This is a genomic window from Bacillus sp. FSL K6-0994 (assembly GCF_038630815.1).
GTDB classification, from domain to species: Bacteria; Bacillota; Bacilli; order Bacillales; family Bacillaceae; genus Bacillus; species Bacillus safensis.
In genome coordinates this window covers 2,211,140-2,224,213 of the sequence record NZ_CP152043.1, presented here as the reverse complement: position 1 = coordinate 2,224,213, position 13,074 = coordinate 2,211,140, and the positions used below count along the sequence as shown (strand labels likewise).

General features: G+C 41.3%; 14 protein-coding genes. 12 read left to right on the top strand and 2 right to left on the bottom strand.

Translation table 11 applies throughout. The features are described 5' to 3' along the window. The first annotated feature begins 44 nt into the window (after positions 1-44). From MHB69_RS11440 to pstB (MHB69_RS11410), 7 genes are all read left to right on the top strand, one after another. Entirely contained in the window at positions 45-1,331 is a 1,287-nt protein-coding gene (locus MHB69_RS11440; RefSeq protein WP_034280166.1) for an MFS transporter, read from the top strand. Positions 1,332-1,453: 122 nt separating this feature from the next. Continuing rightward, positions 1,454-3,589, top strand: a complete 2,136-nt coding sequence (locus MHB69_RS11435; protein ID WP_024427976.1) for a penicillin-binding protein 2 — start codon at positions 1,454-1,456, stop codon at positions 3,587-3,589. A 213-nt stretch (positions 3,590-3,802) separates the two neighbouring features. Then, the gene (locus tag MHB69_RS11430; RefSeq protein ID WP_046311780.1) at positions 3,803-4,720 is read left to right on the top strand and encodes a phosphate ABC transporter substrate-binding protein; all 918 of its coding nucleotides are present in this window, start codon (positions 3,803-3,805) and stop codon (positions 4,718-4,720) included. 79 nt (positions 4,721-4,799) lie between these two features. Continuing rightward, the gene (gene pstC, locus MHB69_RS11425; protein ID WP_024422994.1) at positions 4,800-5,726 is read left to right on the top strand and encodes a phosphate ABC transporter permease subunit PstC; all 927 of its coding nucleotides are present in this window, start codon (positions 4,800-4,802) and stop codon (positions 5,724-5,726) included. Next, positions 5,726-6,610, top strand: a complete 885-nt coding sequence (gene pstA, locus MHB69_RS11420; RefSeq protein ID WP_046311778.1) for a phosphate ABC transporter permease PstA — start codon at positions 5,726-5,728, stop codon at positions 6,608-6,610. The genes pstC and pstA overlap by 1 nt, the downstream gene beginning before the upstream one ends. Positions 6,611-6,642: 32 nt before the next feature. Next, on the top strand, positions 6,643-7,446 hold the full coding sequence (gene pstB / locus MHB69_RS11415; protein ID WP_170825867.1) for a phosphate ABC transporter ATP-binding protein PstB: 804 nt from the start codon (positions 6,643-6,645) through the stop codon (positions 7,444-7,446). 15 nt (positions 7,447-7,461) lie between these two features. Further along, positions 7,462-8,244: a phosphate ABC transporter ATP-binding protein PstB gene (pstB, locus tag MHB69_RS11410; protein ID WP_034280173.1), complete on the top strand. Its 783-nt coding sequence runs from the start codon at positions 7,462-7,464 to the stop codon at positions 8,242-8,244. 43 nt (positions 8,245-8,287) lie between these two features. On the opposite strand, the gene MHB69_RS11405 is transcribed toward pstB (MHB69_RS11410), so the two are convergent. Together MHB69_RS11405 and MHB69_RS11400 are read right to left on the bottom strand one after the other, a co-directional pair. Further along, positions 8,288-8,788 (bottom strand): endolytic transglycosylase MltG, encoded by a 501-nt coding sequence (locus MHB69_RS11405; RefSeq protein ID WP_024422990.1) that lies wholly within the window; start codon positions 8,786-8,788, stop codon positions 8,288-8,290. Continuing rightward, entirely contained in the window at positions 8,785-9,132 is a 348-nt protein-coding gene (locus tag MHB69_RS11400; protein ID WP_024422989.1) for a hypothetical protein, read from the bottom strand. The genes MHB69_RS11405 and MHB69_RS11400 overlap by 4 nt, the downstream gene beginning before the upstream one ends. A gap of 413 nt (positions 9,133-9,545) precedes the next feature. Here MHB69_RS11400 and rpmG point away from each other — a divergent pair, with 413 nt between their 5' ends. From rpmG to MHB69_RS11375, 5 genes are all read left to right on the top strand, one after another. After that, complete coding sequence (rpmG, locus tag MHB69_RS11395) at positions 9,546-9,695, top strand: 50S ribosomal protein L33 (protein ID WP_008360061.1); 150 nt, start codon at positions 9,546-9,548, stop codon at positions 9,693-9,695. A gap of 48 nt (positions 9,696-9,743) precedes the next feature. Further along, on the top strand, positions 9,744-10,304 hold the full coding sequence (locus MHB69_RS11390) for a 5-formyltetrahydrofolate cyclo-ligase (RefSeq protein ID WP_034280180.1): 561 nt from the start codon (positions 9,744-9,746) through the stop codon (positions 10,302-10,304). Positions 10,305-11,001: 697 nt separating this feature from the next. Then, a complete protein-coding gene (locus MHB69_RS11385) occupies positions 11,002-11,175 on the top strand; it encodes a hypothetical protein (RefSeq protein ID WP_162176177.1) in 174 nt (57 codons plus the stop codon). 86 nt (positions 11,176-11,261) lie between these two features. Next, positions 11,262-12,800, top strand: a complete 1,539-nt coding sequence (locus MHB69_RS11380) for a rhomboid family intramembrane serine protease (protein WP_342495571.1) — start codon at positions 11,262-11,264, stop codon at positions 12,798-12,800. A gap of 70 nt (positions 12,801-12,870) precedes the next feature. Beyond that, positions 12,871-13,074 carry a YqgQ family protein gene (locus MHB69_RS11375; protein ID WP_008342322.1) on the top strand — a complete coding sequence of 68 codons (204 nt, stop codon included), beginning with the start codon at positions 12,871-12,873 and terminating at the stop codon, positions 13,072-13,074.

Genomic DNA, 13,074 nt, shown 5'->3' with positions numbered 1-13,074 from the left:
TTTTGATGAGACAGACTATTGTGTAGAAAAGGAGAATGAATGGTATGAGCAGATTAAAGAAAATGTTCGGGGACATGGATGTTACAAAAGATTTATTGCTCCTCCTCACGATTGGCGGGTTATACGCACTTGCCATTGCGCTTTCGAATACGTTTGTAAATGTGTACTTATGGAAACAGTCCGGGAAATTCACAGATCTTGCGATTTATAATTTGGCCATTGTGGTGCTTCAGCCCATTACATTTTTATTCGCTGGCCGGCTCGCAAAAAAAATAGACCGGGCGTTTGTCCTTCGTTTCGGTGTCATCTTTTTAGCCGCTTTTTATTTAATTGTCTTAATGGCAGGAGAACAAGCGGCCGCACGGCTAGTTTTATTGGGAAGTGTCCTTGGGATCGGCTATGGTTTTTACTGGCTTGCTTTTAACGTACTCACCTTTGAGATCACTGAGCCTGAAACAAGAGATTTCTTTAATGGATTTCTTGGGGTGCTTTCCTCAACTGCCGGCATGATCGGTCCGCTCATTGCGGGAATTGTCATTTCTCAGTTAACGGATGATACAGGCTACACCGTCATTTTCACATTATCGCTCTTTTTGTTTTCACTAGCGGTTGTGATGAGCTTTTTCCTCAAAAGAAGGCAGTCAAAAGGCAAATTTATGATCAAACAAATTTGGAAAGAACGTCATGCAGATGAGAATTGGCGTAGGATTACAACAGCTCACTTTTTTCAAGGGCTTCGTGAAGGGGTCTTTGTCTTCTTAATCAGTGTCTTTGTGTTTATTGCAACAAACAGTGAGCTTGCTCTCGGGACGTTTGGTTTAGTGAATTCAGGTGTTGCCTTTTTTACTTATTTCTTCGCTACACGTTTGATTAAGAAAAAGTGGCGGAAGAAGGCCATCATGCTTGGCGGGCTGATTTTATACGGCGCCTTGTTTTTAATCGTTTTCCACTTGTCCTATGTATCACTTCTGATGTATGCGGTAGCCATTGCAATAGGATATCCGCTCCTGCTTGTTCCTTATGTATCCTTAACATATGATGTCATCGGCCATGCAAGGTACGCCAGAAAGGCCCGAATTGAATATATTGTGGTCAGAGAGCTATTTTTAAATGCCGGCCGTATTTGTTCGATTGTTTTGTTCCTGCTGTCTGTCACCTTACTAGGTGATGAGCTCGGAATCCCTGCATCACTTGTTGTGCTCGGAGCGGGGCACACCCTCATTTATTACTTTGTAAAAGATATTCATTTGAAAGAAAAAACAGCTGATATGAAAGAGGCTGACGGTCAAAAGCCAGTTTCTCAAACGAACCTTATTAAGGGAGAAAGGTAAAATTTCTTACCAATGGAACATCAAATTTCTAGATAAATGATAGAAAAACCGCTAAAATGATGATGGCACCTTTTATACACAAAAAGGGGTGCCATTTCTTTCTTGATAGAAAAGGTGATGTGATGAGAAACAAGAAAAACAAAAAAGACGCGAAGGAAGGGCGCAAAACACTTCCGATCCGGCTGAATTTATTATTTTTAGCTGCCTTTATTATTTTTACCGGCGTTGTCGTTAGACTCGGGTTTGTGCAAATTGTCAATGGAGAAGATTATAAAAAGCAGGCAGAAAAACAAGAGGATGTGAATGTCAGCTCATCTGCTCCGCGCGGAAAAATTTATGATCGAAACTACAATACGATTGTCAGCAATAAAGCGCTGAATGCCATTACATATACGAGAACCTCGACGACTTCACAAGAAGAGCGGCTCAAAGTGGCATCAAAATTAGCGGATATGATTCATGTGAGTACGAAAAAAATCACAGATCGTGACAAAAAAGATTTCTGGATCTTAACGCATCCGAATGAAGCGAAAAAGCTTGTTCAAAAAGAATCAGAATTAAAGGGTGACGATAAGGTCTCTGATGATAAACTATATGAGCTTCAGCTAAAACGCATCACAGACAAGGAATTAAATCAACTGACGAAAAAAGATTTACAAGTGCTTGCCATTAAAAGGCAGATGGATGGAGGCTATGCACTTACACCTCAATTTATTAAAAATGAAGATGTAAAGCCAAGCGAAATTGCTTACGTCTCTGAGCATTTGGACGAGCTGCCAGGTGTTGATGTGACGACAGACTGGTCACGCAGCTATCCGTATAAAGGACTGCTCCGCAGTATGCTCGGCAGTGTGTCTTCGAGTGATGAAGGTCTTCCGCAGTCACTTCTTGAGCATTATCTATCACTCGGCTACAGCCGAAATGACCGTGTAGGAAAAAGCTATCTCGAATATCAATATGAAGATGTCCTGCAGGGCCAAAAGGAAAAAGAACAGAGTACAACTGATAAACAGGGCAATGTCACAAGCTCTAAAGTGTTAACAGAAGGTAAGAGCGGGAAAGACCTTGTGCTTACAATTGATATTCAGCTGCAAAAAGCGGTTGAAAAAATTATTGAAAAGAACTTGAGAAGTGCGAAACAAAGAGGGGGAACTGAGCTTCTTGACCGCGCATTTGTTGTCATGATGGACCCGAGAAATGGAGAGGTTCTCTCTGTTGCGGGTAAGCAGATTTCAAACAAAAACGGAAAATACAAATTCGATGACTACGCATTAGGAACAATGACATCCTCATATGCGATGGGATCAGCCGTAAAAGGGGCCACTGTACTGACTGGATATAAAACAGGTGCTATTCATATTGGAAGTACCCAATACGATGAACCTCTCTATATCGCCCAGTCGCCGCCAAAGAAATCCTATCAAAATATGGGACTCATTAATGATTTAACAGCACTAGAGCGTTCATCAAACGTATATATGTTCAAAACCGCAATCGCCATTGGGAAAAGCGAATATCGTAAGAATCAGGCGCTCCCAATTGATCCGAAAGCATTTGATACGTTCCGCTACAATTTCAGTAAATTTGGTCTTGGCGTCAAAACAGGTATTGACCTGCCAAACGAAGCAACGGGCTACAGAGGAACGTCTACACAATCGGGGCTCTTACTTGACTATGCGATTGGACAGTATGATACGTTTACACCGCTGCAAATGGCGCAATACGTTTCAACCATTGCAAATGGCGGGTACCGTTTACGTCCGCAGCTTGTTAAAGAAGTGAGAGAGCCAGATCCGCAGCGAGGCATTGGAGCTGTAACGGAATCCGTCAAACCGGATGTATTGAATAAGCTAGACATGACAAGTGATGAAATCAAGCGTGTCCAGCAAGGCTTCAAGCTTGTGATGCAGAACCCAAGAGGGACAGCCTATTCAAACTTTGGCAACAAAAAGTATAATCCAGCTGGCAAAACAGGAACCGCTCAATCATTCTATGACGGTCCAATTAAAAGCAAGCGCGGTACACCGACGTATAACACAACTCTTGTTGCGTATGCGCCTGCTGACAATCCAGAAGTGGCCATTTCCGTTGTCGTGCCATGGGTGTATCAAGACTACAACCAGCGCTATCCAATTACAAATGATATTGGTGAACAAGTATTAGATAAGTACTTTGAACTGAAATCAAAACAGGAAAGCAATGATACACAGGCGAAAAACAAAAACAAAATTGAAAATGAAGCAGAAACAAATAACTAGACCTTTCATAGGTAAAAACGCTCACTTTTTGTGGGCGTTTTTTTACGTTTTCTTCAAAAATTTCGATATAAATTGACAAAATTCATAAAAACGCCGCAATTTCTCTACAAAACTTCGACATTTACAAAACCTTAACATTCCATTTAAACGAAATTAATAAAGAACCTTTAATGTATTACTCGTAGGACAAATTATTCAGGGGGTATTCTTGAAATGAAAAAGAACAAATTATGGCTGCTTACTTTCCTTACTATCGCATTGTTAGCATTCGTCACAGCATGCGGAAACAGCAGCTCAAGCGGAGATTCAAAAGACAGTAAAGGAAATGCTTCAAACAAAGATGAGGCATCAGGTTCCATTACCATCTCAGGATCATCTGCGATGCAGCCTTTAGTTCTTGCGGCAGCAGAAAAATTCATGGATAAACATCCAAAAGCCGATATTCAAGTACAAGCCGGCGGTTCAGGAACAGGACTTTCTCAAGTTTCAGAAGGATCTGTGCAAATTGGGAACTCAGATGTATTCGCTGAAGAGAAAGACGGAATCGACGCAAAAGCTTTAAAAGACCACAAAGTAGCAGTTGTTGGAATGGCCGCAGCTGTAAACCCTGAAGTGGGTGTCAAAGACATCACAAAGGACGAATTGAAAAAAATCTTCACTGGTAAAATCAAAAACTGGAAAGAGCTTGGCGGGAAAGACCAAAAAATCACGCTTGTCAACAGACCTGATTCTTCAGGAACTCGTGCCACATTTGTGAAATATGCACTTGATGGTGCAACACCTGCAGAAGGAATCACAGAAGATTCTTCAAACACAGTGAAAAAGCTGATTGCAGAAACACCAGGTGCGATTGGATACCTAGCATTCTCTTATTTAACAGATGACAAAATTACACCGCTCAGCATTGATGGTGTGAAACCAGAAGAAAGCAATGTAGAAAGCGGTAAATATACAATTTGGGCATACGAGCACTCTTATACAAAAGGTGAGCCGGAAGGTCTAACAAAACAATTCTTAGATTACCTTATGAGTGACGAAGTACAAAAAGAAATCGTCAAAGACCAAGGCTACATCTCAGTCTCTAATATGAAAGTAGAAAGAGACGCAACAGGCAAACAATCAGATAAGTAAGAGGTCTTGAATTGCTGATGAAGGAAAAGTGGAGCATTTCACTTTTCCTTTTATGACATTCATAGGAGTGTAGAAAAAGATGAAGCAGATAGAACATACAGAAGCGAGCGATCGGCTGATCAGCTCGAAGAAAAATAGGCAAATGGATGAAGTAAGAGGAAGTATTTTGGTGAAATTCTGCGCATTCTTAATGATTGCAGTATCCATCGCCATCACCATCTTCCTTGGCATTAAGGGTTTACAATCTTTCATCGTAAATGGTGTAAGCCCAATTGAGTTCTTAACCAGTATCAATTGGAACCCAACAGCAGAAAACCCGGAGTACGGCGCATTTCCTTTTATTTTTGGATCGATCGCCGTCACGCTTCTATCGGCACTTATTGCAGCGCCGCTAGGCATCGCAGGAGCGATCTTTATGACAGAAATTGCACCTGCATGGGGCCGGAAAATTCTCCAGCCAGTCATTGAATTGCTTGTAGGGATTCCATCCGTTGTTTACGGATTCATAGGTCTTACAGTATTGGTGCCGTTTATCGGACATTTCAAGTCAAGCGGCTCAGGGCATAGCGTGTTAGCAGGAACGATTGTCCTGTCTATTATGATTCTGCCAACCGTTACATCCATTGCAACTGATGCTATGGCTTCCCTTCCAAAAAGCTTACGTGAGGGATCGTATGCACTTGGCGCTACAAGATGGCAAACGATTAGACGTGTACTTGTACCGGCAGCTCTTCCAACATTAATGACAGCAGTCGTTCTTGGGATGGCAAGAGCATTTGGAGAAGCCCTTGCCGTTCAGATGGTCATTGGAAACACGCGTAATTTACCAGAGAGCATTATGGATACAGCTGGTACATTAACAACCATTATTACGTTAAACATGGGTCACACAACGTATGGAAGTGTTGAAAACAATACACTTTGGTCAATGGGGCTTGTCCTTCTAGTTGTATCGTTTATGTTCATACTCATTATCAGATACTTGTCGTCTAGGAGGAAGATTTAATGAATAGCAAAATGACCGATCGTTTTGCCACGTTTGTTTTTGGATTATGTGCTGCCATTATTACGGCGATCCTAGTTGGTTTGTTTTCTTATATCATCTTCAACGGTGCAAAAGAATTAAATTTCGACTTTTTGACAACCCGCTCAAGTGCAATTGGCTCTGGCGGCGGTATTAGGGATCAGCTGTTTAACTCGTTTTACATTTTGTTTATTACAATGCTGATCACAGTACCACTTGGTGTCGGCGGCGGAGTGTACATGGCTGAATATGCGCCTCAAAACAAAGTCACTGATTTTATTCGCACATGTATTGAAGTGCTGTCTTCACTTCCTTCTATTGTCATTGGTATGTTTGGTTTACTCATGTTTGTCAATTTAACAGGCTGGGGCTATACGATCATCGGAGGAGCTCTTGCGCTCACGGTGTTTAACCTGCCAGTGATGGTGAGGGTGACAGAAGACGCGCTTCGCTCTGTACCGAAGGATCAAAAGGAAGCATCACTAGCGCTTGGTGTGACGAAATGGCATACAGTGAAGACGGTCCTGATTCCAGGAGCGATTCCTTCTATTATTACCGGTGCGATTTTAGCATCAGGAAGAGTCTTCGGGGAGGCAGCAGCGCTTCTTTTCACAGCAGGCCTCACCACACCGCGTCTTGATTTTACAAACTGGAGTCCATTTTCTGATACGTCACCGCTGAATGTTTTTAGACCGGCAGAAACATTAGCCGTTCATATATGGAACGTCAATACACAAGGAATCATTCCAGATGCAGAGGCCATTGCAAATGGTGCATCAGCCGTACTTGTGCTTTCAGTTTTAGTATTCAACTTAGCAGCTAGATGGCTTGGTTCATTTATTCATAAAAAGCTTACGTCAAAATAATGTGAGAGAGGTGTGAAGGGGATATGGTTCAAATGCTAGCAGAAAAAAAAGAGATTGCAGCAAAAAAGGCTCCACTTCAAGCGGAACAGATTTTACAGGTGCAGGATTTAAGCATTTATTATGGTGAAAAAAGAGCAGTCAATCACATTTCATTTGAAATTGAGAAGAACGCAATTACCGCATTAATCGGCCCATCTGGCTGCGGGAAATCAACCTTTTTACGCAGCATTAACCGCATGAACGACTTGATCCCAGGTGCGAGAAGTGAAGGGGCGATCATGTACGAAGGGCTCAATATTTTGGATGACCGCATTAATGTGGTGAATTTACGAAGAGAAATCGGCATGGTTTTCCAAAAACCAAACCCATTTCCTAAATCGATCTACAATAACATTACCCATGCGTTAAAGTATGCGGGGGAAAAAAGAAAATCAGTGCTTGATGATGCGGTAGAGGAAAGCTTAACAAAAGCAGCGCTTTGGGATGAGGTCAAAGATCGTCTGCACCGCTCGGCTTTGTCATTATCCGGTGGTCAGCAGCAGCGCCTTTGTATTGCGCGTACACTTGCGATGAAGCCCAGCGTTCTTTTATTAGATGAACCCGCTTCTGCCCTAGACCCGATTTCAAATGCAAAAATTGAAGAGTTATTATCAGAGTTGAAAAATGATTATTCGATCGTCATTGTGACACACAACATGCAGCAAGCGTTGCGTGTATCTGATCATACAGCTTTTTTCCTGAACGGTGATCTAGTAGAATATGATGCCACTGAACGTATCTTTACACGTCCTGCGCAGCAAAAAACAGAAGACTATATCAATGGTCGATTTGGATAAGGCGGGTGGATTTTGATGAATGCAATAGCTACTGAAACAGCCAAAAAAGAAGTGTTTCGTGTGAATGATATGAACCTTTGGTACGGACAGCATCACGCACTGAAGCATATTGATTTAGACATTAGAGAGCATGAAGTCACAGCAATTATCGGTCCGTCCGGCTGCGGGAAGTCAACGTTTATCAAGACCTTAAATCTTATGGTCAAAACAGTGCCAGGTGTGAAAATCACTGGAGATATGATGTATAACGGCGACAATATTTTAAAAGGCCGCGTTGATCTAGTGGAACTGCGTAAAAACGTCGGGATGGTCTTTCAAAAAGGGAACCCATTCCCTCAGTCAATCTTTGATAATGTCGTCTACGGACCAAGAATTCATGGCGTGAAGAGCAAGCAGCAATTGAAAGAAATCGCTGAAAAAGCGCTTCGTGATGTTGCCCTTTGGGATGAAGTGAAAGATCGTTTAAGTGCGCCTGCATTAGGTCTTTCCGGCGGTCAGCAGCAGCGTCTTTGTATCGCAAGAGCTATTGCCACAAGCCCAGATATTTTACTAATGGATGAACCAACATCAGCGCTTGATCCTGTCTCAACATTAAAGATTGAAGAATTGATTATGAAATTAAAAGAGAAATACACGATTGCCATTGTGACGCATAACATGCAGCAAGCGGCGAGGGTATCAGATAGAACAGCCTTCTTTTTAATGGGAGAGCTTGTTGAGGTCAATGATACGAATGTGATGTTCTCTGAGCCAAATGATCAAAGAACAAATGATTATATATCTGGTCGATTTGGATAACAAAAACCCCCTGGAGGTCAGCGCCGCCAGGGGGTTTTTGTTGTTATTTTGTTAAGGCTTTGACGATTTGTTTAAACGTCATCCCTGTTTTTAAATTGAACTTGCCTGCACGAATTTCTTTATGGTAGCCGGCGTCAATCACGTAATCATTAAAATCTTTAGACGAGTTGATGATTCCGTCCTTTTCAAGCATGTCTGAAACATCACTTGTGCTCATCCCGTTTTTAATAACAAATTTGACCGATTTGCCTTTAGGCTTGTCTGATGTTTCTTTATCATTTTTAGAATCGCCGTCTTCATTTGCCTTCAGTGCTTTTTCTTTATAATCAAGAAGCTGCTGATATGTTTCACGGCTGACGGAGACTTCTTTTTTAGAGTCTAAATAGTTTTTCACATCAGTGTCTGTTACTTTCGCTGCGAGCGTTTCTTTTGTGGTTGTATCAGCCGCCGCTTCATCTTTTCCAGTGAGGAAAAAAACGATCGCCAGAACACCAGTTGCAAGAATCATACCTGCCGCAAACGTTTGGATGCTTTTTTTCGTCATACAAGCACCTTCTCGTTGTCTTTAATGATCATGTTGACCTCATCTACAGATACATGCTCAGCGCGCGCAATGGCCTCAGGAGACATGCCGTTTTGATGCTTTGAAATGATTTGTCTTGCGATAGATGGATCAATTTCTGAATGTTTGCGGACGACAATGTTTGTTTCAAGCAATTCTTCTTCAAGAACCTTCATTTTCTTTTTCAGTTTATAGATTTCTTGCATTGCAGATAGTTGAAGTGTTTCAAGTTCCTGCTCGACTTCTTTAATCGGCTCTCTTTGAAAATATGAGAATGCGATCAGTACGATACTGACAACAAGCAATCCGATAATTGCAATTTCCATGTTTCATCACCTTTTATTCATATTTTAATGCTGAAAGCCATAAAAGGCTTTCATGATTGTTTCAGACAGTTTTTGACCCTTCTTTTTTATACCATAAAAAAGCTAGTTTCAAAAGGAATTGCTGAAAAAATCACCTTTTTTTCATCTTTTTTCTTTTTATATGAAAAACGAGTATGAAAATCTTGCTCGCTGTCAAAATAAAAGAGGGTTCCTCATGTATACAGTACGACAAAGATTGAGGTTTTATAGGGGAGCAGGCCATTTTTCATGAAATGACCTTGTGATATGGATCAGAACGCGGACGGGATTGACTGAAATTCAAATTGGTGAAAAAACATTCTAGCATTCCTAAGCTAGAAGTGGTATTATAGTTAGGTCTGAATGTGAATTGATTTTAGTTTGGAGGGAAAAACATGCGCGTAAATATTACTCTAGCTTGCACTGAATGCGGTGAGCGTAACTATATTACTAAAAAGAATAAGCGAAACAATCCAGATCGCGTTGAATTCAAAAAGTATTGCTCACGTGATAAAAAACAAACTTTACATCGTGAAACAAAGTAAGCAGCAGGGAATTTTCCTGCTGTTTTTTTATGATGGGAGATGATCTGTGTGAAAAAAGAGCTTCGTCTTCAAACATTAGCCAAGCTGGACCAGATGAGTGCCGAGGAATTCAAGCGAAGCACCGCTTTACTTCATGAGCACTTGTTTCAACTGTCAGCATGGAAACAAGCGGATACGATTGCACTCACCATGTCTAGAGGAAAAGAGGTACCAACAATGCCTCTAATTGAAAAAGCATGGCAGGAGGGGAAAACAGTATGTGTACCCACCTGTTTTCCGGAAACAAAAGAGATGACGTTTTATGAATATACACCGGAAACGAAAATGATATCCCGTTACTTTGGGCTAATAGAGCCAGACCCTCTGGCGTCGGCTGCTGCATCTAAAGAATCAATCGATTTGATCATTGTGCCTGGTGTGTGCTTCGATCGACAAGGCTACCGTATCGGATATGGGGGCGGCTATTATGACCGCTACTTAGCTGACTATCACGGCGAAACGCTTGCCCTTTGCTTGACAGTACAGCAAACTGAGCATATTCCGGCTGAAACGCACGACATCCCGGTCTCAATCATGGTCAGTGAGAAAGGTACCATATATCCAAAATAAAAGTCCGCTGCTTATACGTAAGAACGGGCTTTTTGTGTTGAGCGAAGGTCTTGTTTGTGATCAAAAGTCACAAGAAAGATAGCGATCAACATTCTTCATTAAAAGGCATTTTAGCTGACGGGGGATATGTTTTGAAAAAATTTCGCGGAAAGAAAAGATACTTCAAGTCATATGTGGGAGGAAGTAAATACTTGTGACTTAAAACTTGATCGTGATTCATGGTTTTATTTTTGGCATACGCACCTTGATTTTTTTGGAGTCGGGGGAAATAGCTTAAAAATAAGAAGAGAGCATATCAAAGCTCATATCGCTTTATATTATAGGCTGCTAAAACAGCTAGAAGGCTTTGAAAAGCCATACCAAACTTGGATTTGTATTCACGAACATGACCCTGTTTAGACGCTGTATATGTTTATACACCAAATTCATACGACAGTTACTTTCCGCACAAGGTGGAGGAGTTAGAGCAGAATTGTAAGCTGCCTCATACTTTCATGGGGACTAATCGACCTTCATCAATTTGACGTTTCTTATGATCAATCAGAGTGCGGAGAGGTCTATTATATTCAATCAAAAGAGCAAGGGATTAGATTGTGAAGGCCTGCTTATGAAATGAACCTTTTAAGCGATAAAAACGATGGTTCATGCATAAACAAATACTATTTAAGCCACGATACGAACATAGGAGGGAATATGGATGAATAAAATGATTTGGAGCATTGTGTTCACACTATTTGCATTCGTTCTCGTGCAAAATCGTTATCGGCTCATGAATTTGGTTTTAGGCCAAAATCAAGTCCGGCACTTTTTGATTAAATGGCTGATGAAAATCCCATATTTTCGGACGAAATTTATTCGCCAAGCATTCTAATCCCGCAAAAGCCGGGATTTTTTTGTTTAGAAATGCGGATAAGAACGATTCTTGCTATAATAATGTAAAAAATGGAGCGCGAATGTATGAATGTCATAGATAGTTTATTTTGGCGAGTTGTTGATGAACTAAGACAAAAAGGATACGAGATGATTCAAAGTCCGTACCCAGAAGATGAAATATTTTTTGAAGCACCACGAAACTCAGGTTATGATCTCATCCGTCTATATAGAAAAGATGTGAATTTCAGGCAGGAGATCGTTCGAGATATCGAGGAGCAAACATATCGGATCAATCAGCTGAGAGAAGCTATGCGTAAACGATCTCTTCATCTCCTGCAGCTGCAATTTACAACTGATGTTCCAGTAGATGATTGGGAAGACCTAAACGGTCAGCCGCAAAAAGAGAATAAGGTGACAGTTACTCCTGTGTTACTCAATGCAGACACGCTTCAAAACGATGTAAACGAACTGCAAAAATGGCTGAATACATCGCTTGCAGTAAATGTAGAAGAAGCGAAGAAAGACACAGCTGAGGATGCCATGCAGCTGAAAAGGAACGTGCTTCAGGCATTTGATGATCAGGAAAAGCAGCGAGAACGAGAACGGGCCGTGTTTCAAAATGGCAGACCCATTTTTACCTACTTGCTGATCGCTGTCCAAGTGGTGATGTTTCTTTTACTTGAGCTGTCAGGCGGAAGTACCAATACCGCAACTTTAACAGCATTTGGTGCTAAAAATAATGTGCTGATCTTAGAGGGTGAATGGTGGCGCCTGATGACACCAATGTTTTTACATATTGGCTTGACGCACTTACTCTTTAATACTTTTGCTCTTTGGTCCGTTGGAGCGGCTGTTGAGAGAATTTATGGATCGGGAAGATTTTTGCTCATCTATTTCATTTCCGGCATTTTTGGCTCCATAGCGAGCTTTGTGTTTAATACGGCAATTGCAGCCGGCGCATCCGGCGCGATCTTTGGCTGCTTAGGCGCACTGTTATATTTAGCCATCTCAAATCGAAAGCTTTTCTTTCGGACGATGGGGACAAATATTATTGTCATTATCCTCATTAACCTAGGAATAGGCTTCACTGTATCAGGTATTGATAACGCAGGGCATCTTGGCGGCCTGGTTGGCGGTTTTTTCACCGCATTAGCTGTCCGTCTGCCTAAACAGATCCAGCCTGTCAAAATGCTTCTTGCGAGTGCTGCTCTGCTCTTTATTGGCGGTTTTGGATTGTATACAGGGTTTCATTCTGACAATCAAAAGGAAGCAGCGGCAGCAAGTGAGGCAGCGAGTTTATTTGATGAGAAAAAGTACAGCGAAGCAAGTGAACGACTAGAGGAATATGTGCACAATAAAGATGCATCAGCTGAGGCACTTCATATCTATGCACTATCGGAAGCGCAGCAGGGCCGACTTGATAAGGCTATTCAATTTTTACAAAAGTCGCTTGAAAAAGATCCAGATGATCCAAATAAACTGTATCATTTATCGCTTTTATACGTAGAAAAAGGAGAGACAGCGAAAGCAGAGGATCTATTAGCGAAAGCGTTAAAACAAGATCCTCAAAATGATCAATTTTTAAAGCTGAAACAATATATCGAAAATAGTCAAACACGTTGAATGACTTGACTGAAAGCGCATTTATGAATACGCTTATCCTAACTGTTAATGAGAAGAAATGGTGGAAACAATGAAAACGTTATATGATGTACAGCAGCTGCTTATGAGATTTGGAAATTATGTGTATTTCGGAGATCGTGAAGTAGAATTAGAATTTATGGCAGACGAATTGAAGGAAATGTATACATCAGGCATCATTGACCGGACCGAATGGTCAAACGCAATGACGATTCTTCAAATGGAGCTAGCCAAATTAAATCGAAAAACAATGTGA